Raw genomic sequence first — 26,066 nt, 5'->3', positions numbered from 1 at the left:
GCAGGAATGATCGCATGGGCGAAAATCAGCGACCTGTCCGAACCCACCGACTTCCGCAAGAGAGTTCCCCATGCCCGCCTACCGCTCCAAGACCTCCACCGCCGGCCGCAACATGGCCGGTGCCCGCGCCCTGTGGCGTGCCACCGGCATGAAGGACGGCGACTTCAGCAAGCCGATCATCGCCATCGCCAACTCCTTCACCCAGTTCGTGCCCGGCCACGTCCACCTGAAGGATCTCGGCCAGCTCGTCGCCCGCGAGATCGAGGCGGTGGGCGGCGTGGCCAAGGAGTTCAACACCATCGCGGTCGATGACGGCATCGCCATGGGCCACGACGGGATGCTGTACTCGCTGCCCAGCCGCGACCTGATCGCCGATTCGGTCGAGTTCATGGTCAACGCCCACTGCGCCGACGCGCTGGTGTGCATCTCCAACTGCGACAAGATCACGCCGGGGATGCTGATGGCGGCGATGCGGCTGAACATCCCGGTGGTGTTCGTCAGCGGCGGCCCGATGGAAGCCGGCAAGACCAAGCTCGCCAACCCGACCACGCACGTCATGGAGTTCAAGAAGCTCGACCTCGTGGACGCGATGGTGATGGCCGCCGACCCGAACGTGTCGGACGAAGTCGTCGCCCAGGTGGAACGCTCGGCCTGCCCGACCTGCGGCTCCTGCTCGGGCATGTTCACGGCGAACTCGATGAACTGTCTGGCCGAGGCGCTGGGGCTGGCGCTGCCGGGCAACGGCACCGTGCTGGCCACGCACGCCGACCGCGAGCAGCTCTTCAAGCGCGCCGGCCGGATGGCGGTGGACCTGTGCAAGCGGTACTACGAGGACGAGGACGCCTCGGTGCTGCCGCGCTCGATGGGCTTCAAGGCGTTCGAGAACGCGATCACGCTCGACATCGCGATGGGCGGCTCGACCAACACCATCCTGCACATCCTGGCCATCGCCAGCGAAGCCGAGATCGACTTCACGCTGGCCGACATCGACCGCCTCTCGCGCACCGTGCCGCAGCTCTGCAAGGTGGCGCCGAACACGCAGAAGTACCACATCGAGGATGTCCACCGTGCGGGCGGCATCATGGCCATCCTGGGTGAACTCGACCGCGCCGGCCGACTGCACACCGACGTGCCGACCATCCACGCGCCGACGATGAAGGACGCGCTCGACCAGTGGGACATCGCCCGCAACCCGAGCGCCGCGGTGCAGCATTTCTACAAGGCGGGGCCTGCGGGCATCCCGACGCAGGTCGCGTTCAGCCAGGACACCCGCTGGCCGAGCCTGGACCTCGACCGCGCCGAGGGCTGCATCCGCTCGGGCGAACATGCGTTCTCGCAGGAGGGCGGTCTGGCGGTGCTGCACGGCAACATCGCGCTGGATGGCTGCGTGGTGAAGACGGCTGGCGTGGACGACAGCCTGATGGTGTTCGAGGGGTCGGCCTATGTCACCGAGTCGCAGGACGAGGCGGTGGCCGACATCCTGGCCGACAAGGTGAAGGCGGGCGACATCGTGGTGGTGCGCTACGAAGGGCCGAAGGGCGGGCCGGGGATGCAGGAGATGCTCTACCCGACCAGCTACATCAAGTCCAAGGGGCTGGGCAAGGCATGCGCGCTGCTGACGGACGGGCGCTTCTCGGGCGGCACGTCGGGGCTGTCGATCGGCCATGTGTCGCCGGAAGCGGCGGCCGGTGGCGCGATCGGGCTGGTGCGCCAGGGCGACCGCATCCTGATCGACATCAAGAACCGCTCGATCAACGTGCTGCTGTCGGACGAGGAACTGGCCTTGCGCCGCGCCGAGCAGGACGCGAAGGGCTGGAAGCCGGTGCTGCCGCGTCCGCGCAAGGTGTCGGCGGCGCTGAAGGCGTATGCGCTGCTGGCGATGTCGGCGGACAAGGGGGCGGTGCGGGATCTGTCGAAGCTGGAGGGTTGAGACGATCGGGCAGGTCTCCGGTGCAGCATGTATATTGATGATCAACATCTGCTACATGCCTGCCCGGAGACCCTGCCATGCCGCTGCAAATCGCCAACCCCGTCGTCGTCCACAAGGTGGAACGTCTGGCGCTCGTCACGGGCTTGAACAAGACCGCCGCCGTCGAGAGGGCCGTGGACCAACTGCTGCGTGACGTGGACAGCCGGCCTATCGCGGGCACCGCCGGGCCGCAGGATCGGTTCGCCGCACTGCTGGCCCAGATGGACCGCATCCCGGACCTGCCCCAGGCGGGTGAGGCACTGGGCTGGGACGATCTGGGGCTGCCGGCATGAGCCGCATGGTCATCGACACGTCGGCGCTGGTGGCGATTGCCTTTGCGGAGCCGGAGCGCGCCACATTCGTTCAGCTCATCCAGCAGGCGGAACGGGTGTTCATCAGCACGCCGACCGTGCTCGAAACCCGCATGGTGGTGCAGGGTCGGCGGGGACAGCGGGCGGTCATCCTGATCGACGAAATCCTGCGGCTGCCGATGTTCGAGACCGTGGCCCCGGACGACACCGCCATCGCGACCGCCTACGCCGCCTTCGTGACCTACGGCAAGGGCAGCGGCCATTCCGCCGGGCTGAACTTCGGTGATGTGTTCAGCTACGCACTGGCCAAGGGGCGTGGCCTGCCGCTGCTCTACAAGGGTGAGGACTTTGCACAGACGGACATTGAGCCGGTCTGGCGGGACTGACAGCGTGCCAATCTGTGCAATGATCTGTACAGCTTCATCCCCAGGAACCCGCCATGCGCGCCATCACCTACACCGACGCCCGCAACAACCTTGCCAGCGAACTCGACCGTGTCCACAACGACTGTGACGTGACCATCATCACCCGCCAGAAGGCCGAGCCGGGGGTGCTGATGTCGCTGCGGGAGTACGAATCGCTGATGGAGACCGCGCACCTGCTGCGGCATCCGAAGAACGCGATGCGCTTGATGAAGGCCATCGAGGACATCGAAGCGCGCCGCAACCTCGTTCGCCGCGAGCTGATCGAGGACTGACGGTGATGATCCTGTCGTTTCACCCGCAAGCCTGGGATGACTACCTCTACTGGCAGCAGACCGACAAGGCCACGCTGCGCCGGATCAACGCCCTGATCCGCGACATCCAGCGCGATCCCTTCGATGGCATCGGCAAGCCGGAGCCGCTGAAATTCAACTTCAGCGGTTACTGGTCACGCCGCATCGACGACGAGCACCGGGTGGTCTACAAGGTACTGGGGGACGAGGTGGTGCTGGCGCAGTTGCGGGGGCATGACGACTGACGCGCAGCCTCCCGCAGCTTCAACCGCTTGCCCCGTGCCCGGATATTGAGCGCCTCCACCCCCAGCGAGAACGCCATCGCCGCGTACAGGTAGCCCTTGGGGATGTGGACATCCAGTGCCTCGCCGGTCAGCGCCATGCCCACCATCACCAGGAAGGCCAGCGCCAGCACCTTGACCGACGGGTGCGCGTCCACGAAGTCGCCGATCGGCTTGGCGGCGAAGAGCATCACGCCCACCGACGCGACCACGGCCGCCACCATCACGCCGATCTGGTCCACCATGCCGACCGCGGTGATCACCGAGTCGAGCGAGAAGACGATGTCGATCACGCCGATCTGGCCAATCGTCGCCCACAGCGCACGCTGGCTGGCGGTCTTGAGTGCAGCAGCGTCGGTCACCGGGGGCGGCGGGCCATCGTCTTCGCGGGCCTCGACCTCGACGAAGATCTCGTGCGACGCCTTGTAGAGCAGGAACAGACCGCCGCCGAGCAGCACGAGGTCACGCCCGCTGATGCCGTTGCCCAGCACGGTGAACAGATCCTCCTTCAGACCCATCACCCAGCTCAGCGAGAACAGCAGCATCAGCCGCGACACCATCGCGAAGCCGAGGCCGAGTCGCCGCGCCAGGTCACGCTGCTCGGGCGGCAATCGGCCGACGAGGATGGAGATGAAGATGATGTTGTCGATGCCCAGGACGATTTCCAGGGTGGTCAACATCGCGAAGGCGATCCAGAGGTTGGGATCGAGGAGGAAGTTGAAGGTGTCCATGGGCCGCACTCTAAGGACCGAGATACTTCGCGTACAGTCGTTTGATCCGAAGGATTACTTCGCAAAAATGGAAGTGTTTTCCCGCCATGTACGCACCATGCTGAACTTCCGCCACCTCCACTACTTCTGGGCGACGGCCAAGGCCGGCGGCGTGATGCGCGCCAGCGAACAGCTCCACACGACGCCGCAGACGCTGTCGGCACAGATCAAGTTGCTGGAAGGCAGCCTCGGCTGCGCGCTGTTCCGCAAGCGCGGGCGCGGGCTGGAGCTGACGGACGACGGCCGCGCGGCACTGGGGTATGCGGACCAGATCTTCGCGCTGGGGGCCGAACTGGAAGCGGCGATCGGACCAGCGCGGCGCGGCCAGATGCGACCAGAATTCCGTGTGGGCATCGCCGACCAGGTGCCCAAGTCGATCGCCTACCGCTTGCTGGAGCCGGCGCTCGACGGGCCGGAGCCGGTGCGGTTGCTCTGCCATGAAGGCACGCTGGCCGATCTGCTCGCACAACTGGCGGTCCACCGGCTCGACCTGGTGATCGCCGACGAGGTGATGGCACCGAACCTGAGCGTGAAAGCCTACAGCCACCCGCTGGGCACGACGGCGATGAGCTTCTTCGCCACCCCTGCACTGAAAGCCACGTTGCAAGGTGCGTTCCCGCAATGCCTCGACGGCGCGCCGATGCTGATCCAGGGCGCGGCGTCGGCGATGCGGCAACGGCTGGACGGCTGGCTCGTCGAACAAGGCATCCGCCCGCAGCGCGTGGGTGAATTCGACGATGCGGCGCTGCTGAAGGCATTTGGCGCCGAGGGCCGGGGCGTGTTCATGTCGCCGACGGTGCTGGAGCTGCAGACCTGCACGCAGTACGGCGTCGAGGTGCTCGGGCGTTCGGACACATTGGTGGAGGCGTTCTTCGCCATCTCGGTGGAGCGGCGCATCACGCATCCCTGCGTCGTGGCGATCACGGCGGCGGCGCGGGGGCAGTTCCTCGCCCAGGCCGGGGCGGGACAGGGCCGCTGACGCACGGGGGCGGTGGTCGATCGGCGCGCCACAATGCGGACTCTTCATCGCTCCAGTGGCGGCGAGCGCCACCTGTCCCATGCACTTCGACCTCAACGACGAACAGAAAATGGTGATCGAGACGGTGCGCCGTTTCATCCGCGAAGAACTCCGCCCGCTGGAGGACCGGCTGGAACACGACGGCAGGCTCGACGACACCACCGCCCGCGCCCTCCACGACAAGGCCCGCTCGCTCGGCCTGTACGCGCTGAACATGCCCGAGGCGCTCGGCGGCGGCGGGCTGTCGAACCTGGACCGCATCCTGTGCGAGGAGCAGTTCGGCCACACCAGCGACTATCTGATCCGCCGCGCCTTCGGCAACGTCTATGAACCCCTGCTGCACTGCCAGGGCGCGCAGGTCGAACGCTGGCTGACGCCGACCGTGGCGGGCGCGCGCACCTGCGCCATTGCCATCACCGAGCCGGGCGCGGGATCCGACGCCGCCGGCATCCGCGCCCACGCGAAACGCACCGGATCCGCCGATGGCGGCTGGGTGCTCAACGGCAGCAAGCACTTCATCAGCGATGGCCTGTGGAGCGACTTCTTCCTCGTCTCGGCCAAGACCGGTGAGGCGGGCGGCAAGGAGATTTCGATGTTCATGGTGGACAAGGGCCTGCCCGGTTTCACCGTCGGCAAGGACCAGCAGATGATGGGCCTGCGCGGCACGCCACACGTCGAACTCTTCTTCGACAACGTGCCGCTGGAGCCGCTGTCCCTGCTGGGCGGCGAGGGCCAGGGCTTCAAGCTGGCGATGGGCGCGCTCAACGTGGTGCGGCTGGCGCAGGTCGGGGCGCGGGCAGTGGGCAAGGCCAGCCATGTGTGCGAACTGATGGTGGACTACGCCCGCGAGCGCCAGCAGTTCGGCACCCGCATCGGCGACTTCCAGATGGTCCAGCAGCAGATCGCCGACAGCGTCATCGAGATCAACGCGGCGCGCTGGATGGTCTACCAGGCGGCGTGGATGCTCGACCAGGGCTTCGACGCCCGCGAGCAGATCGCGATGGTGAAGGTCCACGCGGCCGAGATGCTCGGGCGGGTGGTGGACCGGGCCGTGCAACTCTTCGGTGGCATGGGCTTCTGCAAGGAGCTGCCGATCGAGCGTTACTACCGCGACGCCCGCATCTACCGCATCTTCGACGGCACGTCCGAAATCCACCGCACGGTGATCGCCAAGAGCGTGCTGAAGAAAGGGGCCGCGCTGTTCGATGTCCACCGCTGAACCCGGCCAATTGCGTTAAAGTTTTCACACCCCATCAGCCCCTCGCCGGCATCGGAGACTCCAGCCATGAACAACGTGATCCTCCAGGACGACGCGCTGCGCAGCTCGCAGCGCATGTTGCACATCATCTATGCGCTGCACGCACTGGGTCTCGGCCTGGGGGCGTTCGGCGCGGCCACGGTGGTCGGCTCCTTCCTGTTTGGCTGGCCGTCGATCATCGCGGTGGTGCTGAGCTACATCGAGCGCAGCAAGGTCGCCAACACCTGGATGTCCTCGCACATCGACTGGGTGATCCGCACGTTCTGGATCGCGCTGGCCTGGTCGCTGCTGGTGCTGGTGGTGTCGGTGCCGCTCATGGCGCTGCTGATCGGATTCGCCACGCTGCCGCTGGGCATGTTTCTGCTAGGCGTGTGGGCGATCTACCGGATCGCCCGTGGCTGGCTGCGGCTCAAGGATGGGCAGGCGATGCCGGCAGAGTGAGCGCCACCGCGTTGATGCAGTAACGCAGCCCGGACGGCACCGGTCCATCGGGAAAGACGTGGCCGAGGTGGGCGTCGCAGACCGCGCAGGTGGTCTCGACGCGCTCCATGCCGTAGGACGTGTCGAGCTGGTACGCCACCACCGCCGATTCCACAGGCTGGGTGAACGACGGCCAGCCCGTGCCGCTCTCGAACTTGACGCTGGCGTCGAACAGCGGCGTGTCGCAGCAGACGCAGTGGTAACGCGCCGGCTCGAAGCGGCTGCACATTGCGGAGCTGAAGGGCCGCTCGGTGCCGTGGCGGCGGGTGACGTGGAACTGCTCGGGGGTGAGCCGGGCGCGCCACTCGGCCTCGGTGCGCTCGACGCGGTGCGTCGGTGGAAGGTTGTGGCCACGGCCCCGGCGCAACACCTCGGCCCAGTCGATCAGGCGCGGCGGCTCCGGCTGACCAACTTTCGGCAAGCGCCAGTGCGGGCGGACGTAGTGGCAGGTGTAGCCATCGGGGTACTGCTGCAGATAGTCCTGGTGCTCCGGCTCGGCCTGCCAGAACGGGCCAGCGGGCTGCACCTCGGTGACGACGCGGCCCGGCCAGCGGCCGGAGGCTTCGACCTCGGCGATGGTCTGGCGGACCGTCTGGTGCTGGGCCTCGCTGGTGTAGTAGAGGCCAGAGCGGTAGGCGGTGCCGCGGTCGTTGCCCTGGCGGTTGGGCGTGGTGGGGTCGTGGATCTGGAAAAAGACTTCGAGCAGGTCGCGGTAGGACAGCCGCGCCGGATCGAACACCACCTCGATCGCTTCGGCGTGGGTGCCGTGGTGGCGGTAGGTGGCGTTTGGCACGTCGCCGCCGCTGTAGCCCACGCGGGTGGTCAGCACGCCGGGCAGGTGGCGGATCAGCTCCTGCATGCCCCAGAAACAGCCGCCGGCAAGGATGGCGGTTTCGGTGGGGGCGGAAGTGGTCGGGGGGGGCGGGGTGGTCGTCATGGTGCGGGTTCCTCATCGGGCAGGGCCATAATCGGCAACGCATGACGCGCACAGGCCAACGTCAGCGACTGCGAGGATCTTCACATGTCCGATGCCATTCGCAAGCCCTTCTTCGTGCTGGCCCTGGTGCTGGTGGTGTTGACGGTGTTGCTGGAGATGGGTTCTGCCCTGTTGCTCGGCCCCGCGCAGGTGGTGTCGGTGCCGGGAATGCAGCACCAGGCCGATGGCTGGGGCGTGCAGTCGATCGTGCTGGTCGATGCCCTGCTGATGCTGACCCTCGGGCTGATGGGGATGCAGTTCCTGCTCTCCCAGGAGTTGCATGGCCGCGCACAAGGCATCGTCACATTGGTGGTGTCGTTGCTGGTGCTGCTGGGGGCCCTGGCGCTGGTGGTCACGGGCCTGCAGTTGCTGGGCGTGATGCTGGCCCTGCTGCTCGCCCCTCCGTTCGGCACCCTGGCGTATCTGGCGGTCTGGGGCCATTTCGACCGCTCCGCAGCGTCGCTGGTGCTGGCCATGCTGCTGCTGATGAAACTGGGTTGCGGCCTCTGTCTGCTGCTCGCCCACCCGCGTTTCCTGCTCCTCAAGGGCCTCGTGCTGCTGTGGAGCACGTCGGTCGTCGCCGGCTTGCTGGTGGCCTTCCTGCAGGGCATGGTGCCAGGCCCGCTGGTCAGCGTCACCGACCTGGTCGGCGCCATCGTGGTGGCGGTGGTCGCCGTGCTGTGGGCCATCCATGCGGTCCTGCTGTCACTGCGGTCGGTCGGGCGGGCGCTGGGCTGAGTGTTCCGGCGCGGTCTACTCGGCGACCAGCGTGCAGGGTGACTGGCACAGGATGGCGAGGCGCGCGCCCGCCTTGCCGATGGCATACGACAGGGCACGCGGATCGCTGCGGCCCCCATCGGGCAAGGACTGGTCGCGTTCCTGTTCGGCCATCCCCTGCCCCTGCGGCTCCAGGTTGCGCAGCCGCAGGGTGGCCGGTCCGCCCGCCACCAGCCGCAGCCGCAGCGTGCGCAGCGCGGGTTGACCGTCTACCGCCGGCGCGACATCGAAGGACGCGAATCCACTGCCGGCGACACGCAGTTGCCGCCCCTGGCGCACTGGCGCTCGCTGGGCGGGGGTCTCCAGCAGCCCCCCCAGCGCACGCATCCAACCCTCTGGCTGGAGGTGCGCGCTGGTGTCGCAGCGGGGGGTGTCAGGCCCGCACCGGCCGGACGGACTGCCGCGCAGCGCCATCCACGCCGCCAGCGCCAGCAGCAGCAGCACCCCGAAGGCCAAGGCAAGTTTCTGGTTGCGACCCATGCCGTGCCGCTCCTCACTCAGGCAAGGAGATGTGCTTGCCCCTGCGCCGCATCCCCTCCAGTTGCATCAAGGTCTCGGCCGACAGGTGGATCGGTCTGGTCAGGCGCGGCCCGCACTGGATCCAGTTGATGCGGTCACAGCCGGGGGCGTCGCAAATCTGCTTCGTGCTGATGATGGCGGTCGGTGGTGCGTCCTGCGTCACCTTGAAGCTGTGGGCCGCGCTGTGGCCCTGCTGTTGGCAGAAGGCGTTGGCCGCCGCCTGCCCGCAGTTGGCGCCCCATTCGCGGCACACGTCCAGGCCCACCTGGCGGCCACCCACATCGATCCGCGGGTTGTCGAACTCGACCAGCGGCGGTGGAGGTGGAGGCGGCGGCGGGGTGGGGGTTGAAGCGGGTGCCGAGGCTGGGGCCACCGGGCTGTCGACAGGAGGGGCCTTGCGGTTCACCAGATAAGCCACCAGCCCGCCGACCGCCAGCACGACCAGCGCGATCGCCAGCCAGACCCACCACGGCATGCGCCCGCCACCGCCGGGTGCCACGGGGGCCACCGACGGTGGAAGCACCTGGACCAGCGGGCCTTCCGTGAAGTCGTCATCCGGGTTGGCCACCGAATAGGCATCCAGCCTCAGCCGGAATTTCTCCAGCGGCGTACCGGGAGGAACCGCGATGCCGACTTCCACCTGGTGGACCATGCCGGGCACGAAATCGCGCTCGGCCTCCCCCACCAGACGGAGCCAGGCGGCCTTGCCTGCATCGAGTCCCCGGGGCCGCAAGCCGCAACGCTGGGGCTGCCGTGTCACGTTGGTCACGGTGAACACGACCTTGCCCTGGCCTTGGCGGTCGAGTTCGAGCGCGTCCTGGGTGGTGGTGATGTCGAACAGTCGTGTCATCGGGATGGCTCCTCGGAGTGGGTCTTGAAGACAAGTTCGCAGGTCGCGTAGGCCGGTTTCTCGGCCTCCAGGATGCGCTCGATCAGCGGCCGGTGGGCCAGCATCGACGCAGGCACCTGCACGCGCAGGTGAAATGGCATCGGTTGGCCGTCCGGGCCGATGACGTGTTCGTCGATCTCGACACCCTGCACGCCGCAGGCCGTTTCGAGAAAGGCCACCAGCCCGGCCCGCGTGCCACGCCACTGCGAGAGCCAGGCCGCCCGCATCAACAGCGCACGCAGGCGGCCGTTGCCGGTGGAGACCGCGTCCGCGGGCAGTGGCGGGACCAGCAGCCGGTCCATGCCAGCCCACTGCGCGAGCACGGGCACGAAGGCATCGTCCGTGGCACCGGGACGGAAGACGGTGTCGATGTCGCCGAGCAGCGACTCCACCGGCGCATGCAGTTGCGACATCACGGCCACCAGCGCGCGCAGCGGCCCGTCGTCGGTCAACGCACTGCGCAGCACCTCCGGCAACAGCGCCTCAATCTCGTTCGGCGTCATCGGCGTTCACCGCTTCGATCTCGTGGGTGCCCGAGCAGAACAGCCAGCTCGGGGGCAGCGCCACCTTGTCGGGAAACTCGCGGCGCGACGCACTCTCGAACACCACGCCCTGGTCCCGGCTGCGGAACACGCCGCGCTCGCCGCCGGCCATCACCGGGCCATCGGGTTCGGCCACCGCCAGCGCAGGCACCGGAGCAAACAGGCGCTCGGCCCCCCGCATCGGCAACCCGCATTGCAAGTGCGAAGTGACCCAGCCCTGGTCGGCATGTGCCGGATCGAGCACCGCCAGGCCAGCGAAGTGCGTGCCCGCGTAGACCATCCCGCCTGCAATGGCCAGCACGCGGCAACTGCCCCCCTGCCAGTTGGCCGACATCGCGCGCCAGCCTTCGGGCGACTGCATCTGCTGCGGCGACGACGGCAGTTCCCAGCGCAGGGCGCCCTTGCCCTGCTCGTTGCCGGCGATGGTGATCCCGGCCCAGAGGAAGCTGCGCATGCCCGCACGTTCCGGCGACAGCACCCGCACGTCTTCGCCGGGGTCGAGGATGCGCGTGAACGTCTCCGACCGGCCACCCATGCGCGACAGGTAGACGCCCCCCGACTGCATCGCCGCCACCGCCACGTTGCTGCCACCACGCCCGTCCACGAAGGCCGCCACGGCGTAGTAGCCCAGCGCGGGTTGCGCCGCGTCCACGGTGAGCTGGACCGGCGTGGCCGCGGGCACCATGCTCCACTCGTACAGTCCCTTGGTGGTCGCGATCAGCAGCACCGGGACGGCGTCGCGCAACTGCCACGCCAGGCCCTGCACGGCGAAGGCGAAGCTGGTGCGGACCTCCGCCGGCCACGACTCGCCACAGTCCCAGGACACATGCACCTGCGCGCTGCCGTCGGTCAGCCGCGTGCCCAACGCGAGCAAGCCCGGCCGGGCCGGATGGGGCACCACGGTCTGCACGGCCTGGTTCAGGAAGCGCCCTGCCGCTTCCCAGCCGTCACCGCCATTGAGCGAGCGGAACAGGATCGCCCCGCTGCCGGCATACCAGGTGGCGGGCTGGAAAGGGTCGATGGCCAGTGCCAGCACGTTCTGGTCGGGCACTTCGCCGACCCGCAGCCGCACCCGATCGACATAGCTGACCCCCGGCTCGCCCAGGGCCACGTCGTACACGTGCGACACCCGCAGCGGCTCGCCGAACCGCCACCCACGCCGGCTGGGCGACGAGGGCAGCGGGTTGACCATCTCGTGCAGCCGGGCCGCCACGCGCTCGCGCACGGCCTGCGGATCCTCGCCCCGATGCACCACGACGCGGGCACACACGCTGACCTCCTTGTAGCGCACCCAGTGGACCAGGCAGGTGATGCCCAGCGGGCGGCGCAGTTCGAGCTGGTCGCGGATCTGCGTCCGTGCGTCCTCGGTTTCCAGTGCCTGCAGCGCCTGGACGGTGACGCGGCCGTGGCCCCGCTCGGACTCCGTCCCCAGGCGCGGCACCAGCAGCACCTCCACCGTGCCCGGCGTGGCGTGGCGCCACAGTTGCGCCTTGGCGAAGGCTTTGGCGCGTGCCGCCGTGCCGCTGGCGCGCAAGGCCAGGGTCTCGAAATCGCGGGCATTCACGGCGCGGCGCAGCGAGTGCATCTCCTGCGGTCCACGCAGCAGGGCATTGGCCAGCGTCTCGGCGTCGGTGCCGCCGGTGGCCGGCTCGGGGTTGGTGACCTGCACGCCGCGCACCGCGTCGCGCATCACCCCAAGCGTGTGGGCCGCCAGATTGCCCGACTGGCCGCCGCCGGTGCGGTACCACAGGCGGATCTGGCGCCCCGGTGCGGGCACCCGCGCCAGCGTGGCGGCGCGGGGTTCGAGGCTGCCGTCGTCGCGCACGGCCTGGACGGCGGGCGCGAAGTCGATGCGACCGGCCAGCCGGTCCACGACGTAGCTGAAGGCGTCGGGGCCGTGTTCGCCGAAATACTCGGCCTCCCGCCAGAGGCGGAAGCTGCGGCCATCGCACGACACGGCGGGGGCGCGCTCGTCGAGTTCGTCCGGTGTGGCCTCGACCCCTACCAGAAGATCCAGCCGGTCTGCCATCGGCGCGACGATCGGCGCATGGGCGGCCTGCACCGACTGGCGGGGCAGCCCGGTGCCGACCCCGGCCAGCTCGCCCTGGATCGACTGGCAGTGGCAGGCCAGCACGCCCTCGACGGCGGTCTGGCCCGCCAGGAGGGTGGCGGGCTCCACGGTGGTGAACACCGGGGGCGGGCCGCCGCTGCCGGTGACCCGCCCGATCGTCACCCGCGTGCCGGCGGGCAGCACCAGGTCGCTGTCCTGCGGCTTGGCCACGGAGAACCGCAGCAGCGCGCGCGCGGCCGTGGGCGGCGCCATCTTCACGCCGACCAGGCGCAGCAGCTCGACGTAGACCTTCTCCGGCACCCGGTTGACGCGGTACAGGAGGATGCTGGTCAGGTAGGTGAACGCTTCGAGCAGCACGGTGCCGGGATCGCCGGGCGACAGGTCCGTCCAGCCGCAGTCGGCACGCCGGATCAGCGCCTTGGCGTCGGCCAGCATGTCCTCGAAACCGCGGTCATCGAGCAGGGGCGAGGGGATCGGCATGTCAGGTCACCCGTCCGTTGCCAAGGTCGAACACGAGTGCGAGCCGTTCGGTGTGCACGCTGCCGCGCAGGCGGTATTGCAGGTCGATGTCCAGCCGCCCTTCCTGCTCGGGGTGCGCGCCGGCATCGAGTCGCACGGTCTCGACGCGCGGCTCCCAACGCTGGAGGGCGCGCCGCACGTAATGGATGGCCAGACCGGCGGTGGTGTCGTCGTTGGGGGCAAAGGCCAGGCGGAACAGGTGGCAGCCATAGTCGGGTCGCATCACGCGCTCGCCCGGACGGGTGGCGACGAGCATCAGGATCGCCTGCCGCACGGCGTCGGCGTCGGCCGCCAGGTCCAATCCGCCGCGCGGACTCACGACCAGCCCGGCCCGTTCCAGCGGCGCAGACGTCTCCCGGAAGGCGAAGCGCAGCGCGCTGTACCGCGCGCTCATGGCTGACAGACCCAGGTCTGCCCCGGCTGGTCCACCACGTACAGCACCGCGCCGGGGGGCGTGCCGTTGGTGAATCCGGCCAGGGTGTCCAGGCACAGGGGGCGGCCGTCGATGCGGATCCAGTCGGAGTAGCCGCGCTGCACCTGCAGCGTGGTCAGGCAGGGCTGGATGCCGGGTCCGAGGTTGGGGCAGCCGCCGATGGTGCAGTGCTCCGGATCGGTCGCCACCAGCACGCGCCGCCGCGCGATGGTGACCAGGTCCTGCGACGGCCGGTTCTGCACCTTGCCCAGCTTGTGGTTGCAGACCACATGCGCGTCTTCGGTGATCCAGTACATGGTGCGGCCCTCCTTCAGGTGCGTTCGAAATCGATGAACTGCGCCCGGAGGGTGAGCCGCTGCCCGGGGGCTTCGAGCGTCATCGGGCCGCTGGACTGCAGCAGGGTGCGCCCGGGCGCGAGTTCCAGGCAACTGCCATCGGCGCTTTCGAGCCGCAGCCGCTGCGCTGTGTCGTCAAGGTGGATGCGCTGCCCGCCGGGCGACAGGAAGCTGAACCCCGCCGGCAACCCCGACTCCCCCCACAGACTGCCGATCACCACCGCCTGCGCCGGATCGGACGGGTCCAGCAGCACCACCACCAGGTCGCCGATGTCCGGCGGCGCCACCAGCCCCTTGGCCCGACCGGCGCCGGGCGCCATCCACTGCAGCCAGTCGCTCTCGAGTTCGGCGTATGCGGGCAGTGCCACCTTGATGCGGCCCAGGCGCTCCGGGTCATCGACCTGGGTGACGCGACCGGGTGTCATCGCGAGCGAGGGGGTGCGGGCCTGCGGGGCGGGCCGCTCGCTCGACAGTTCCGACAGGAAGCCGCGCTGCGCGTCCAGCGTGTGGCGCACGCTGGCCAGCACGAACGCCGTCTCGACCCCGGGCAGGAGACCGGTCACCCGCACCGGCACCCCGGGGCGCAGCCGCACATCGCCCCGTGCGGTGGCCCGCAGCACCCGCGCGACCCCTTGGCGGGCGTCCAGCTCGGCCTGCGCCGCCGCTTCACCACCGGCCATGTCCTGCGCCGCCAGGCCCAGCAGGAGGCGAACGGCATCGCCCGGCACCGCACCCGTGCCCGTGCCCCCGGCCTGCGCCTGCCAGGCCGCCCCGCGCCACGGATTCCAGCCATGTGCCTGCACCCGGGCACAGGTGCCGTGGTCGTTGTGCTCGATCGCGGCGTCGAGCAGGTGGTCATGCAGACCCAGCTCGACCGTGTCACCACCGCCTTGCGCCGGCAGCAACTGCAACACGCCGGCCTGCACGTGCAGGTGGAGGCCGCAGCGCCGGGCCAGGTCGGCGAGCAGGTCGAAGTCACTGCCCGTCTGCACCACGCGCGGCCAGACCGGACCCGGCACCTCCGCCTGGACCGACAGGCCGAGGTCGGCCACCAGTTCGCGGGCCAGTTCGGGCAGGGTGATGTCCACATGCACCCGGGCGCGGTGGCGCTGGCGCAGCACGCACAGCGCGTCGTAGGCCCGCACCACCAGGGTGTAGCGGCCATCGGCGGCATGCACATGCTCCAGTGCCGTGACCTGTCCCTCGAACCACGCGGCGGTGGCACCGGTCTGGCTCAGGCGCAGCGACTGGCCCGGTGCGAGACGCGGCGCAAGTGCAGCGGCGTCCGGGCCGACCAGGCTCAGCTCGCAGGCGCTCGGCTGCGAGAGATGCTGCTGCACCAGCACGGCCACGACACTGCCGAGCGCGCGTTCCGGCAGCGCCTGACCGTCGAGGCGGATCTCGATGCCGCGGGGCATGTGCAGGGCGGCGGCCACCGTCAAGGCTCCGGCACCACAGGGGGCAGCAGCAGCCGGGTGCCGGGTGCCATGCGCGCCGGATCGGCGATGTCATTGAACGCGGCAATCCAGCGCCACAGCGAGGCATCGCCATAGAGGCGATGGGCCAGCGCATCGAGCCGCTCGACCTGGCCCGTGCGGTCGCCGCCGCCCTGCAGTTCACCCGCCAGCTCGTGTACCTGCAGAGCCTCGGGCGCCACCTGGTCGAACCCGGGCAGCGGCCGGTCTCCCGCCACCGGCGCGGCGGCCGACGGCCCGTCGTCGGGACGCCGCAGCAGCCGCAGGGTCATCCACGAACGGCGTGGCACGCCGCCAGCGGTGAACTGCTCGAACCGTTCGGCCACCGCCGCCACCACGACCGGCAGGCTCCACGCCTTGCCCCAGCAGAACAGCACCTGCGGCGGCCGGCCGGCCCCGTTCGGCGCGTCGCTGTTCTCGGCCAGGGCCCACAGCGGCCCGGTCAGCGTCTGCACGGAATCGTCCGGCTGGGCGCGCGGCACCTTGGACATGTCGAACAGCAGTTCCAGGTGCAGCTCGGTGCTGCCGCCACCCGTGGCCAGCAGCGGATGGTCGCCCTGGCTGCGCCCCCCGACCACCCCCGACAGCGTGGACTGCGGCCGCAGACCGGCCTGCCGCGTGACGGTGAAGGTGTCGGGGTTGATCAGGCACTCGATCCGTTCACCCGAGCGTTCAAGGAGGAAGGCCACCCGTTCCATACCGCTAGCCCCTCTGCTCGGCGGTCAGCCGGGCGTGGCGGTGCGCGATCAGCCGTCCGGGCAGGTCCGGTGCGGCGTCGGCCTGCACCTCGATCCGGGGCGGCAGACTCGGCCAGCGGTGCCCCGCCGCCGCGGGCGGCCAGGTGTGGGCGGGCGTCTGCGACACGTCACGGGGCCACCACTGCGGCGCGTGCGGCGCATCGGCCGGCGCCAGCCGTGGCCACGGCGCAGGCGCGGGTGTCGGCCGAGCCGGCGCAGGGGTGAAGGTCTCAGTCCCGCGGGAGGCAGGCACGGGCACAGGATCCGGCTCGGGCCACGCAAGGGGCCGGGACACCGCCTTGGCATGGGCGATGACAGGCAGCGGCAGGGCATGACCGACGTCACTGCCCGCCCCAGCAGGCCGCCAGTCGGGAGCAGCAGGCGTGGGCACGACCGGATCGTCCATGACCGGCCGTGCGGCAGCCGGCTCGGAGACTGGCGGCAGGGGCAGTGGTGCAGGCCAGCGCACGCCCTCCTCTGTCGTCGGATGCAAGGGGAACGCGGGCGATGGCTGTTGCGCCACGTCGATCTGTGCCTGGGGAGCAGGACGCTCCCTGGATGGCACGGACGGCACGGCGGAGGGCACGGTCTGCCAGGTCGGCAAGGCAGGCAACGGCAACGGGGCACGAGACGGCCAGGCAGACACGCGGTTGGAGCCAGGCGCCAAAGGGATCGGCGCACAGCCGTCGGCCAAGACCGGTGCCGCCACGACACTCCATGCCTCGGGGGACAGGTGGGCGACCTGCGCCCGCCAGACGGCGTGGGCGTCCTCGGGCGGCAGCGGCTCCGGACCGGGGGTCGGCACAGGCGCGACACGCCGACGCAGCCGCTGTCCCAGCCGCTCCAGTTGCCGTCCCAGGCGGTCCAGCAGGCGACGCGGGAGTTCCATGGCCATGGCCGCGGCCCGCTCAGGCACGTTCGAGCGACTCGAACACCAGCGTCATGCTCTCGATGGCCAGCGTGTTGCCACTGGCGTCGAGTGCGGCCGAGACCCACTCCGAGGGCCAGCAGTCGAACAGGTTCCAGCGCATCGCCTCGGTGCTGCCGTCGGGCTGCAGCATGACGATCGACACGTTGCGCCGCTCCACGGTGCCCTGCACGATCTTCTGCATCCAGTCCCACAGCTCGCGCGACCGGGTCAGCCCGTAGCGCAGCGTCACGGGCGCATAGTCCACCGAGCCGGGAATCAGGTGCGTGATGGCCTTGTTGCCGCCTTCGCGCTGGCGGATCACGTTGACCCGCACGCCCAGGCTGCTGCACTCGACGAAGCGACCTTGTGCGACGCCCTGCACCTCGACCACGAAGTGGAACGACCGCAGCGGATCGTCCCGCCCGGCGCCGATGCCACCACCCTCCACCCCCCCGGGGGCTTGTGCGTTGTCTGCCATGGTCTGCTCTCCTTATGCCTTGGCTTCCGTCTGGGCCTGCGCGCCTTCCACACCCTGGCCGATGCGGAAGATCACGAACTCCGCCGGCTTGACGGGCGCCACGCCGATCAGGATCACCACCCGGCCGGCGTCGATCTCGTCGGGCGGATTGGTCTCGGCGTCGCACTTGACGAAGAATGCCTCGGCCGGGGTGCGGCCCGTGAGTGCCCCGGCGCGCCACAGGCGGGTGAGGAAGGCGGTGCATTCGCGCTTGATCAGGTTCCACAGCGTCTGGTCGTTCGGCTCGAAGACGACCCAGCGCGTGTGCAGGGCGATCGACTCCTCGATCATGTTGAACAGCCGCCGGACGGGCACGTACTTCCACTGCGCATCGGCGGCCAGCGTGCGCGCGCCCCACACCCGAATGCCCTCGCTGTGGAAGAAGCGGATGCAGTTGACACCGACCGGGTTCAGCACCTCCTGCTCCTGGTGCGTGATGCGGTAGGTGACCCCCACCGCGCCGCGGACCTGCTCGTTGGCCGGCGCCTTGAACACCCCGCGCAGCGCGTCGGTGCGGGCGTAGATGCCGGCCACATAGCCGCTCGGCCCCGTCTCGACGGTCTGCGTGGCGTCGAGGGCGCTGCGCACCAGCAGATGGGGGCAGTACTGCGCGCCGTAATTGGATGCGCGTGCGCGGCCGATGTCATCCGTCGGACCGCTGCCACCGCCTGCGGCGATCTGCGCCACCGTGGTCAGTTGCGCGACCGAGTTGCCATCGCGCAGGGGTGGGGTGTCGAGCACGGCGAAGCGGTCACGCAGCTTCTCGCAGTGCGAGAGCACCGCATCGTGCGAGGCCGGGTCGGTGTAGCCCGGAATGGCCACGATCGCCACGTCATCGACACTCTCCAGCAAATCCAGTCCGCGCCGGCCGCGCGCATCGCCCACGATCGCGCCCTGCGCCCCCACGTTGACGACGTAGCAGCGGCTGCCGCCATTGATGAAGAAGCCGTAGACCGCCTGCGCCAGCGCGTTGTACTGCGTGGTCTCCGGCTTGACGAACTGGCGCAGGAATTCCGACCAGTTGTTGATCGCCATCACCTCGTTGGGGTGCGCGGTGCTGTCAGGTGCGACGCCGACGAAACCGGCCGTGCTGGTCCCCACGGCCTCGATCGGCCGTCCGCCCGAGGCGACTTCCTCGACGTAGACACCAGGGGCCAGATAAGAGGTTGCCATGTTCGTTCTCCTGCTTGTTCACCGCGGCATCACGGAAGTGGCGCTGACCACCAGCGGTTCGCGCACGCGCGGCGCCGTTGCCAGCGTCCACTGTCGCTGCAGCGGCACGCGCAGCAGCAGGGCTGGACGTGGCCCGACGCCCAGGGCCGCCCAGGGCAGGTCGGTCAGCGCGTCGAGGTCGAGCTGGAATGTCGGCGCATCGGTCGCGGCGAAGGCCAAGTCGCAGAGGTCCTGGTGCGCGGCCAGCGAATCCGGGGCCCAGGCCGTCACCAGCACCCGCAGATCGAAGCGAACCTGGGGGGCGCGCAAATCGCGCGAGGTGGGGTACGGGGTCAGCGCGAGGGCGTGCAGGTTGACCAGACGCTGGTCAGCGGGCACGGCGGCGGGAGGCTGGAAGCTGATGCCGACCTCAGGCCCCAGCGCGGCACCGGCCCATTCGGCCAGCCGGTCCAGCGCGTCGATGGCCTCGCGCGGGCGGCGAGGTGCCGTGGCGTCGGGCAGTGCGGTGCGTGACATGGGTCTCCCTGCCAGATCTGTGGGGCGCAACGACCTGACATGGCGTGGCGCACCGGATCCTCATCTGAAATAAGAAAGAACCTTGAATATGCGCGTTCCTTGGCAATTTGTGAAGTCAGACCGGAAACGAAAGCACTGGAGCAGTTCGTGCCAGCTCAACGCCCGCGGGCCAAGCGCCACGCCGCGAAGTCGAGCCGACTCTGCTCCAGCGTCGGCGGGTACAGGCCGATGATCGGGCGGCCCTTCATCACCTCTTCCTGCACGAAGTCCTCGAACGCGGTCATCTCCACCGCTTCCGCCGCGATCTCGTCGGCCAGATGCGCCGGGATAACGACCACGCCCTCCGCATCACCGACCACGGTGTCACCGGGCCACACCGCCACGTCGCCGCAACCGATCGGCACGTTCAGGTCCAGCGCCTGGTGCAGCGTCAGGTTGGTCGGCGCGCTCGGGCGGTGGTGATACGCCGGCATCGTGTATTTGGCAATGTCCGGCGAGTCGCGGAAACCGCCGTCGGTGACGATGCCAGCGACGCCGCGCTGCATCAGCCGGGCGACGAGGATGCCGCCCGCCGACGCAGCGCGGGCGTCCTTGCGGCTGTCGATCACCATCACGGCGCCTTCGGGGCACTCCTCGACACCGACGCGCTGCGGGTGCTTCGGGTCGAGGAACACGCCGATCGGGTTCAGGTCTTCCCGCGCCGGGATGTAGCGCATCGTGTAGGCCGGGCCGACCATGTTCGGCAAGCCGGGGTTGAGCGGGCGCACGTCCTGGATGAACTGGTTGCGCAGGCCGCGCTTGAACAGGGCGGTGCAGAGCGTGGCGGTGCTGACGGTCAGCAGCTTGGCACGGGTATCGGGGTTCATGGTCGTCTGTCCGGTTGAGCGTCAGCGTCAGAAGATGTCGGGTTCGGGCACTGCAGCGCCGAAGCTCGTTTCGAGAAAATCGAAGTCGCAGCCCTGGTCGGCTTGCAGAACGTGGCGGCCGAACAGCCAGCCGTAGCCACGCTCGTACCGCGGCGGCGGCGGTGTCCACGCGGCGCGGCGGGCGGCGAGTTCGTCGTCGCTGATGTTGAGGTGGATCGTGCGGGCGGGCACATCGACGGTGATCGTGTCGCCCGTTTTCACCAGCGCCAGCGGCCCGCCCACCGCCGCCTCGGGCGCGCAGTGCAGCAGGCAGCCGCCATAACTCGTGCCACTCATCCGCGCATCCGACAGCCGCAGCATGTCGGTCACGCCCGCCTTGAGCAACTTGGTCGGGATCGGCAGCATCCCCCACTCCGGCATCCCCGCACCTTTCGGGCCGGCGTTGCGCAGCACGAGGATGTCGTCGCCGGTCACGTCGAGGTCCGGGTCATCGACGGCCTGCTTCAGCGCCGGGTAGTCGTCGAACACCAGCGCCCGGCCGGTGTGCTGCAGCAGGTGCGGGGCACAGGCGCTCGGCTTGATCGCCACGCCGTCCGGCGCGAGGTTGCCGCGCAGGATGGCCAGCGCGCCCTCGGCGTAGATCGGGTTCGTGACCGGGCGGATCACGTCGTCGTCGTAGGTCTCGGCGCCCGCGATGTTCTCGCCGAGCGTGCGGCCATTGACGGTCAGCGCGTCGGTGCGCAGGTGCGGGCGGATCTGTTCCAGCATCGCCGGCAGGCCGCCCGCGTAGTAGAAGTCCTCCATCAGGTAGCGGTCGCCGCTCGGCCGGATGTTGGCGACCACCGGCACGCGGCGGCTGAAGGCGTCGAAGTCGTCGAGCGTGACCGGGTGGCCGGCGCGGCGCGACATCGCGATCAGGTGGATCACCGCGTTGGTCGAGCAGCCCATCGCCATCGCGCAGGCGATGCCGTTCTCGAAGCTCGCCCGCGTCAGCATCCGCGCCGGCGTCAGGTCGTCCCACACCATCTCGACGATGCGCCGGCCGCATTCGGCGCTCATGCGGATGTGGTTCACGTCCGCTGCGGGGATCGACGACGCGCCCGGCAGCGTGAAGCCGCACGCCTCGGCGATGCCCATCATCGTCGCGGCCGTGCCCATCGTCATGCAGGTGCCGTGGCTGCGGGCGATGCCGGCTTCCATCTCCTGCCACGCCTGGTCGGACAGGCGGCCGGCGCGGCGTTCGTCCCAATATTTGAACGCATCGGAGCCGGAGCCGAGCACCTGGCCCTTCCAGTGGCCACGCAGCATCGGGCCGGCGGGCAGGTAGACAAACGGCAGGCCCATCGACAGCGCACCCATCACCAGCCCCGGCGTCGTCTTGTCGCAGCCGCCCATCAGCACCGCGCCATCGACCGGGTGCGAGCGCAGCAGCTCCTCGGTTTCCATCGCCAGGAAGTTGCGGTAGAGCATCGAGGTCGGCTTGACCATCGACTCCGACAGCGAGATCGCCGGCAGCTCCAGCGGGAAGCCACCGGCCTGCAACACGCCGCGCTTCACGTCCTCGACACGCTGCTTGAAGTGCGTGTGGCACTGGTTCGCGTCGCTCCAGGTGTTGACGATGGCGATGACCGGCTTGTCCTTCCAGTCGATCGGCGCGAAGCCCATCTGCATCACGCGGGAGCGGTGGCCGAAGGAGCGGAAATCGTCGGGGGCGAACCAGCGGGCGCTGCGCAGGGAGTCCGGTGTGCGAGGGGATCGGCGGGAAGTCATGGGCGGCAGTGGAGCACTGATATATCAGTGCGTCAATCGGAATGACCCCATCGGACCCCAGATTGACAGCCATTCCACGCGCTGTCACGCTGCCCCGATTTGCACCAATCAGCAGATTTGCAGGGGGAGACACACGATGCACGACCTGTTCCTGAGCTACCGCCGCTTCGAAGACAAGCGGGTCGCGCCGCTCGTCTCCGCGTTGAAAGCACGCGGCATCACCGTCTGGCAGGACGCCCACGAGATCGGCGACAACGCCAGCATCCAGCGCGCCATCAACGAAGGACTGGCAAACGCCCGGGCGCTGCTGGTCTGGTACTCGAAGGACTACAACGCCTCGCGGGCCTGCCAGTGGGAGCTGACCACCGCCTACAGCGCGGCGCAGGCGTCGGGCGGTGATCCGCGGCGGCGGGTGCTGGTGGTGAATCCAGAGGCGTCGCCGGGGCACATCGTGCTGCCCGAGCTGTTCGACCAGTTGCACCTGAACGCGGCGGCGCTGTCGGCGCAGGATCTGGCCGAGCGGATCGCGGCCCGGCTGGCCGATCACGCGGCGGGCGTGCCGGTCGAGCCGCTGGGCAGCCTGCGCAAGCTCGCCCGGCCGGCGTGGCATGGCTCGGCGGGCCTCGGCTCGTTGCGCTTCGTCGGGCGGCTGCGCGAGATGTGGGCGCTGCACGCGACCTTGCAGGCCGAGCAGGCGGCGATGCTCACCGGCGTCGGCGGCGCGGGGCGGCCGGGGGTGTTGCAGGTGCGCGGCTCGGGCGGGATGGGCAAGAGCCTGCTGGCGGAGGAATACGCGCTGCGGTTTGGGGCGGCGTATCCGGGCGGGGTGTTCTGGCTGCGGGCGTATGGCTACTCGGACAGCGACCGCGAGATGGATCCGGCCCTTCGAGAGGCGCAGCGCGACAGCCAGGTTCGCACGATCGCGATGGAACTCGGGCTGGACCCGCACGGGCTGGAGACGCCGCAGGTGCGCGGGCTGCTGCGCCGGCATTTCCAGGGGATCGGGCAGCCGTTCCTGTGGGTCGTCGATGACTTGCCGCCCATCGAGCGCACCGACGCGCTGGCACCGTGGCTCGCGCCGCATGAACTCGGGCGGACGCTGATCACGACGCGGGCGCGACTGATCGAGTCGGTCAAGCCGATCGACCTGCAGCAGCTCGAACCGGACGAAGCACTGCGGCTGCTGACACGCGGACAGGCGCTGTCCGACGAGGACGCGGCGACGGCGCGGGCGATCTGCGCCGAACTCGGCTGCCACGCGCTGGCGATCGACGTGACGGCGGCGCTGATCCGGCGGCGCGGTTATGCCAAGGTGCTGGAGAACCTGCGCCAGCCCGACCGCGACGCGCTGGAGTTCGCCGCGACGCAATTCCGCGAGGCACTGCCCAACGGCCACGAGCGCAGCATCGCCGCCACGCTGCTGGCGAGCCTGCGCGAGCTGAACGAGCCGGCGCGGGATCTGCTGCGGCTGGCGTCGGTGCTGGCGGCGGCGCCGATTCCGAGGGACTTGCAGTGGCGGACGATCGGGCTGGCCGATGGGCTGGGCGACGATGACGCGCAGGACGTGGCCGATCCGGCGGCGGCGCAACTGGTTGACACGAGTCTGGCGGATGAGGCCGGCGCGGCGGGGGATGGGGCGTTCACGGTCCACACGCTGGTGGTGCGGACGGTGCGGTTTCATGACGGGCGGCCGGAGCGGGTCGAGGCGCTGCGGGGGGCGGCGGTTGAGGTTCTGTTGACCAAGATGCCGCTGGTGGTGGACATCCGGACGCATGAGGCGCTGAAGGACTGGGTAGCCCATGCGCGGCAGGTCAGCATGGAAGCTCAAGATGCACGGATGGCTACCGTACTGAGCTGGGTGGGGCGGCATGACCACGAACGAGGGGACTACAGGCTGGCTTGTGACGCCTTTCTTCGGGAGCAGAACACAAGGCGGCAGGCCCTCGGTGCAGACCATCCAACTACGCTTACCGCCATGCACAACCTCAGTCAAACACTCAGGGCTCAGGGCAATTTCAGCGAGGCTCGGTACTTGGCGAAGCAGGTACTGAGCGCAAGAAGGCACATCCTCGGCGAAAGTCATCTAGACACAATCATCGCTATGGAGGCTCTAGGCCAAGTCTTACAAGACTCGGGGGATTTCAGTAATGCTCGATTTTTGGCTGAACAGGCGCTTGAAATGAGCCGCCGGACGCTTGGCCCGGATCATTCCTGCACGCTCACCAACATGAACAACCTCGCCACGATTCTTCAAGCGCAGGGCAATCTCATCGGCGCCCGGCAGCTCGCAGAACAGGTGCTCAGCGCGAGGCGGCGAATCCTCCCCAAGGATCACCCGCACACGCTTGTGACATTAGGCAATCTTGGTCAAATCCTTCAAGCTCAGGGCGATCTCGACGCTGCTCGGCGCTGCGCTGAACAGGTGCTCGAAATGAGCTGGCGACTTCTTAGCAATGACAATCCCAACACGATCACCGCCATGATTAACCTCAGCACGATCTGCTTTGCCCAGAGTGACTTCGGCTGCGCTCGGCATTGGGCTGGTCAGGGTCACGGCAGGAGCCTGCATGTCTTTGGCGAGCAACATCCCACAACCACCACTGCGGCGTGGAATTTGTTTCAGATGCTGCGGAAACTGCAAGCTGTCGAGGAGGCCAGTTCGCTGTTCTTCAGCGATTTGGCCTGGCTGCTAGTCCAAGACCCGGAGCAACTGGGGGCGGCGCAGCGGCAGATCGCCAGGATGGTGCGGGACGTGGTCGGCGAGGCGAATCCGGGCTGAGCCATTCCCACGAGCAGCCTTGACGCACCCTCATCACGGAATAACAATGTTGCCACCATGAAACCCACCCACGTCACCCTCCGCCAGATCGGCAACTCCCAAGGCATCGTCATCCCCAAGCCGCTGCTCGCCCAGGTCGGCCTGATCGACGAGTCCGCCGTGGAAATCTCGGTCGAGAACGGCACGCTCGTGCTGCGCAAGCCCCGCCGCCCTGTCCGCGCAGGCTGGGCCGAAGCCGCCCGCGCCATCGCCGAACGCGGCGAGGACACGCTGGTCATGGGCGAGTTCGGCAACGAGGGCGACGACACGGAGATCGTCTGGTGAAGCGCGGCGAGATCTGGCTGGTCAACCTCGACCCGACCGTCGGCAGCGAAATCAAGAAATCCCGCCCCTGCGTGATCGTCTCGCCGCCCGAGATGAACGACGCCTTGCGAACCGTGCTCATCGCACCCATGACCTCCAAGGGCTTCGCCGCACCGTTCCGCATCCCCATCCTCCACGCCGGCAAAATCGGGTTGGTGCTGCTGGATCAGCTTCGATCAGTGGACAAGACGCGGTTGGTCAAGCGCATGGGGGCTGTACCGGTCAAGACGCTGGCAGCCGTGCTGAGCACACTGCAAGAAGTGTTCACCGAGTAGCGACCCAGTTTTCCACCACCAGCCCCTCCACCCGCACAAACTCCCGCTCGTTGTTCGTCACCAGCGTCCACCCCTCGGCGAGCGCGTGCGCGGCGATCCACAGGTCGTTGTTGCCGATCGGCTGGCCGCTGCGCTGCAAGGTGGCGCGGACGCGGCCGTAGTGCTCGCCCGCCTGCGTCGGCAGCGGCACCACCTGGATCAGCCGCGCCAGTTCGTCCAGCACCGCCAGCGAACGCTCACGCGCCTGGCTTTTCTCCGCCCCGAAGCGCAACTCGCCCCAGGTCACCACCGACATCGCCAGCTCGCCAGCCCCATGCCGAGCGAAGCGTTCGCGGACCTCGGGCGGCTGGTGCCGGTTGATGTAGATGCAGATATTCGTGTCGAGCAGATAGCGCACCGCAGTCCCCATCGCTCACCACTCCTCGCGGGCCTGCGGCGGCTCGTCCCCGCGCCCATCGGCCATGAAATCGCTGGGCAGCCGGGCGAGCGCGTCGAAGATCGCGGCGGCGGATCGCTGTGGCCGGCGCAGGATCACGTCATCGCCCTGCCGCAGGATCTCGACTTCATCGACTTCAAAGCGGAACTCCTTCGGCAGCCGGACAGCTTGGCTGTTGCCGGACTGGAACACGCGGGCATAGGGCATGGGCAAGCTCCTTGTTTATACAATAAGTATATACATTGCCGCCCTGCGCACAGCACAGCCGGTAAGCGAGAATCCCCCCGTTGCCAAGGCCAGACCTCACCCACCGCCCCCGGAGCCGCCTCATGGGACACCCCGCCCGCCACCCCACGATGACCGCCGCCGACTACCTCACCTGGGAA

30 protein-coding genes and 1 pseudogene are annotated in these 26,066 nt (G+C 69.0%); 12 read left to right on the top strand and 19 right to left on the bottom strand.

The window, feature by feature from the left end:
* Window positions 1-70: 70 nt before the first annotated feature.
* The 5 genes from ilvD to QZW52_RS00135 all read left to right on the top strand — a co-directional run bounded on the left by ilvD (window position 71) and on the right by QZW52_RS00135 (window position 3,240).
* Entirely contained in the window at window positions 71-1,930 is a 1,860-nt protein-coding gene (ilvD, locus tag QZW52_RS00155) for a dihydroxy-acid dehydratase (protein ID WP_293993819.1), read from the top strand.
* 77 nt (window positions 1,931-2,007) lie between these two features.
* Complete coding sequence (locus QZW52_RS00150; protein ID WP_293993818.1) at window positions 2,008-2,262, top strand: type II toxin-antitoxin system VapB family antitoxin; 255 nt, start codon at window positions 2,008-2,010, stop codon at window positions 2,260-2,262.
* A complete protein-coding gene (locus QZW52_RS00145) occupies window positions 2,259-2,666 on the top strand; it encodes a type II toxin-antitoxin system VapC family toxin (protein ID WP_293993817.1) in 408 nt (135 codons plus the stop codon). The genes QZW52_RS00150 and QZW52_RS00145 overlap by 4 nt, the downstream gene beginning before the upstream one ends.
* Before the next feature lie 53 nt (window positions 2,667-2,719).
* Window positions 2,720-2,977, top strand: a complete 258-nt coding sequence (locus QZW52_RS00140) for a type II toxin-antitoxin system Phd/YefM family antitoxin (RefSeq protein WP_293993816.1) — start codon at window positions 2,720-2,722, stop codon at window positions 2,975-2,977.
* Between the two features lie 5 nt (window positions 2,978-2,982).
* A complete protein-coding gene (locus QZW52_RS00135) occupies window positions 2,983-3,240 on the top strand; it encodes a Txe/YoeB family addiction module toxin (protein WP_293993815.1) in 258 nt (85 codons plus the stop codon).
* On the opposite strand, the gene QZW52_RS00130 is transcribed toward QZW52_RS00135, so the two are convergent.
* Window positions 3,183-4,007: a TerC family protein gene (locus tag QZW52_RS00130; protein ID WP_293993814.1), complete on the bottom strand. Its 825-nt coding sequence runs from the start codon at window positions 4,005-4,007 to the stop codon at window positions 3,183-3,185. The two genes, QZW52_RS00135 and QZW52_RS00130, sit on opposite strands and share 58 nt — an antisense overlap.
* A gap of 100 nt (window positions 4,008-4,107) precedes the next feature.
* On the opposite strand from QZW52_RS00130, the gene nhaR reads away from it, so the two are divergent.
* The 3 genes from nhaR (at window position 4,108) to QZW52_RS00115 (ending at window position 6,763) form a co-directional block, all read left to right on the top strand.
* A complete protein-coding gene (gene nhaR / locus QZW52_RS00125) occupies window positions 4,108-5,025 on the top strand; it encodes a transcriptional activator NhaR (RefSeq protein ID WP_293993924.1) in 918 nt (305 codons plus the stop codon).
* A 79-nt stretch (window positions 5,026-5,104) separates the two neighbouring features.
* Window positions 5,105-6,283, top strand: a complete 1,179-nt coding sequence (locus QZW52_RS00120) for an acyl-CoA dehydrogenase family protein (RefSeq protein ID WP_293993813.1) — start codon at window positions 5,105-5,107, stop codon at window positions 6,281-6,283.
* A 66-nt stretch (window positions 6,284-6,349) separates the two neighbouring features.
* Entirely contained in the window at window positions 6,350-6,763 is a 414-nt protein-coding gene (locus tag QZW52_RS00115; RefSeq protein ID WP_293993812.1) for a DUF4870 family protein, read from the top strand.
* On the opposite strand, the gene msrB is transcribed toward QZW52_RS00115, so the two are convergent.
* Together msrB and msrA are read right to left on the bottom strand one after the other, a co-directional pair.
* On the bottom strand, window positions 6,732-7,172 hold the full coding sequence (msrB, locus tag QZW52_RS00110) for a peptide-methionine (R)-S-oxide reductase MsrB (RefSeq protein ID WP_293993922.1): 441 nt from the start codon (window positions 7,170-7,172) through the stop codon (window positions 6,732-6,734). The genes QZW52_RS00115 and msrB overlap by 32 nt on opposite strands.
* Window positions 7,173-7,208: 36 nt before the next feature.
* A pseudogene (gene msrA, locus QZW52_RS00105) lies at window positions 7,209-7,739 on the bottom strand (peptide-methionine (S)-S-oxide reductase MsrA); the annotation flags it as partial.
* 84 nt (window positions 7,740-7,823) lie between these two features.
* On the opposite strand from msrA, the gene QZW52_RS00100 reads away from it, so the two are divergent.
* Window positions 7,824-8,516 carry a hypothetical protein gene (locus QZW52_RS00100; RefSeq protein ID WP_293993811.1) on the top strand — a complete coding sequence of 231 codons (693 nt, stop codon included), beginning with the start codon at window positions 7,824-7,826 and terminating at the stop codon, window positions 8,514-8,516.
* Window positions 8,517-8,531: 15 nt separating this feature from the next.
* Here the strand turns inward: QZW52_RS00100 and QZW52_RS00095 are convergent, their stop codons facing one another.
* From QZW52_RS00095 to araD, 14 genes are all read right to left on the bottom strand, one after another.
* On the bottom strand, window positions 8,532-9,035 hold the full coding sequence (locus QZW52_RS00095; RefSeq protein WP_293993810.1) for a hypothetical protein: 504 nt from the start codon (window positions 9,033-9,035) through the stop codon (window positions 8,532-8,534).
* A gap of 13 nt (window positions 9,036-9,048) precedes the next feature.
* A complete protein-coding gene (locus QZW52_RS00090) occupies window positions 9,049-9,924 on the bottom strand; it encodes a hypothetical protein (RefSeq protein ID WP_293993809.1) in 876 nt (291 codons plus the stop codon).
* Window positions 9,921-10,466 carry a phage tail protein gene (locus QZW52_RS00085; RefSeq protein WP_293993808.1) on the bottom strand — a complete coding sequence of 182 codons (546 nt, stop codon included), beginning with the start codon at window positions 10,464-10,466 and terminating at the stop codon, window positions 9,921-9,923. Before QZW52_RS00085 ends, QZW52_RS00090 begins: the two co-directional genes overlap by 4 nt.
* Window positions 10,447-13,056, bottom strand: a complete 2,610-nt coding sequence (locus QZW52_RS00080; RefSeq protein ID WP_293993807.1) for a baseplate J/gp47 family protein — start codon at window positions 13,054-13,056, stop codon at window positions 10,447-10,449. Before QZW52_RS00080 ends, QZW52_RS00085 begins: the two co-directional genes overlap by 20 nt.
* A gap of 1 nt (window position 13,057) precedes the next feature.
* Window positions 13,058-13,489, bottom strand: coding sequence for a GPW/gp25 family protein (locus QZW52_RS00075; protein ID WP_293993806.1), 432 nt, complete (start codon window positions 13,487-13,489; stop codon window positions 13,058-13,060).
* The gene (locus QZW52_RS00070; protein ID WP_293993805.1) at window positions 13,486-13,824 is read right to left on the bottom strand and encodes a hypothetical protein; all 339 of its coding nucleotides are present in this window, start codon (window positions 13,822-13,824) and stop codon (window positions 13,486-13,488) included. The genes QZW52_RS00075 and QZW52_RS00070 overlap by 4 nt, the downstream gene beginning before the upstream one ends.
* Before the next feature lie 14 nt (window positions 13,825-13,838).
* The gene (locus tag QZW52_RS00065) at window positions 13,839-15,299 is read right to left on the bottom strand and encodes a phage baseplate assembly protein V (RefSeq protein ID WP_293993804.1); all 1,461 of its coding nucleotides are present in this window, start codon (window positions 15,297-15,299) and stop codon (window positions 13,839-13,841) included.
* Window positions 15,300-15,301: 2 nt separating this feature from the next.
* The gene (locus QZW52_RS00060; protein ID WP_293993803.1) at window positions 15,302-16,036 is read right to left on the bottom strand and encodes a CIS tube protein; all 735 of its coding nucleotides are present in this window, start codon (window positions 16,034-16,036) and stop codon (window positions 15,302-15,304) included.
* Window positions 16,037-16,040: 4 nt separating this feature from the next.
* Complete coding sequence (locus QZW52_RS00055) at window positions 16,041-16,970, bottom strand: hypothetical protein (RefSeq protein WP_293993802.1); 930 nt, start codon at window positions 16,968-16,970, stop codon at window positions 16,041-16,043.
* Between the two features lie 13 nt (window positions 16,971-16,983).
* Window positions 16,984-17,463, bottom strand: a complete 480-nt coding sequence (locus QZW52_RS00050; protein ID WP_293993801.1) for a phage tail protein — start codon at window positions 17,461-17,463, stop codon at window positions 16,984-16,986.
* Between the two features lie 12 nt (window positions 17,464-17,475).
* A complete protein-coding gene (locus QZW52_RS00045) occupies window positions 17,476-18,675 on the bottom strand; it encodes a phage tail sheath family protein (protein WP_293993800.1) in 1,200 nt (399 codons plus the stop codon).
* A gap of 18 nt (window positions 18,676-18,693) precedes the next feature.
* Window positions 18,694-19,191, bottom strand: coding sequence for a Pvc16 family protein (locus tag QZW52_RS00040; protein ID WP_293993799.1), 498 nt, complete (start codon window positions 19,189-19,191; stop codon window positions 18,694-18,696).
* A 155-nt stretch (window positions 19,192-19,346) separates the two neighbouring features.
* On the bottom strand, window positions 19,347-20,057 hold the full coding sequence (locus tag QZW52_RS00035; protein ID WP_293993798.1) for a ribonuclease activity regulator RraA: 711 nt from the start codon (window positions 20,055-20,057) through the stop codon (window positions 19,347-19,349).
* Between the two features lie 27 nt (window positions 20,058-20,084).
* On the bottom strand, window positions 20,085-21,827 hold the full coding sequence (gene araD / locus QZW52_RS00030) for an L-arabinonate dehydratase (protein WP_293993797.1): 1,743 nt from the start codon (window positions 21,825-21,827) through the stop codon (window positions 20,085-20,087).
* Between the two features lie 136 nt (window positions 21,828-21,963).
* Here araD and QZW52_RS00025 point away from each other — a divergent pair, with 136 nt between their 5' ends.
* From QZW52_RS00025 to QZW52_RS00015, 3 genes are read left to right on the top strand one after another with little or no spacing between them, the layout of a single operon-like run.
* Complete coding sequence (locus QZW52_RS00025) at window positions 21,964-24,606, top strand: tetratricopeptide repeat protein (protein ID WP_293993796.1); 2,643 nt, start codon at window positions 21,964-21,966, stop codon at window positions 24,604-24,606.
* 57 nt (window positions 24,607-24,663) lie between these two features.
* The gene (locus QZW52_RS00020) at window positions 24,664-24,930 is read left to right on the top strand and encodes an AbrB/MazE/SpoVT family DNA-binding domain-containing protein (RefSeq protein ID WP_293993795.1); all 267 of its coding nucleotides are present in this window, start codon (window positions 24,664-24,666) and stop codon (window positions 24,928-24,930) included.
* On the top strand, window positions 24,924-25,244 hold the full coding sequence (locus QZW52_RS00015; protein WP_293993920.1) for a type II toxin-antitoxin system PemK/MazF family toxin: 321 nt from the start codon (window positions 24,924-24,926) through the stop codon (window positions 25,242-25,244). The genes QZW52_RS00020 and QZW52_RS00015 overlap by 7 nt, the downstream gene beginning before the upstream one ends.
* On the opposite strand, the gene vapC is transcribed toward QZW52_RS00015, so the two are convergent.
* Window positions 25,234-25,653, bottom strand: a complete 420-nt coding sequence (vapC, locus tag QZW52_RS00010; RefSeq protein WP_293993794.1) for a type II toxin-antitoxin system tRNA(fMet)-specific endonuclease VapC — start codon at window positions 25,651-25,653, stop codon at window positions 25,234-25,236. The two genes, QZW52_RS00015 and vapC, sit on opposite strands and share 11 nt — an antisense overlap.
* A 3-nt stretch (window positions 25,654-25,656) precedes the next feature.
* The gene (locus QZW52_RS00005) at window positions 25,657-25,887 is read right to left on the bottom strand and encodes an antitoxin (RefSeq protein ID WP_293993793.1); all 231 of its coding nucleotides are present in this window, start codon (window positions 25,885-25,887) and stop codon (window positions 25,657-25,659) included.
* Between the last annotated feature and the right edge of the window lie 179 nt (window positions 25,888-26,066).

The sequence above is a fragment of the Sphaerotilus sp. genome (assembly GCF_013299175.1).
In the GTDB taxonomy this organism is placed as follows: domain Bacteria; phylum Pseudomonadota; class Gammaproteobacteria; order Burkholderiales; family Burkholderiaceae_C; genus Sphaerotilus.
Note: the sequence above shows the minus strand (reverse complement) of the source record. Positions and strands in the feature narration are given on the sequence as shown.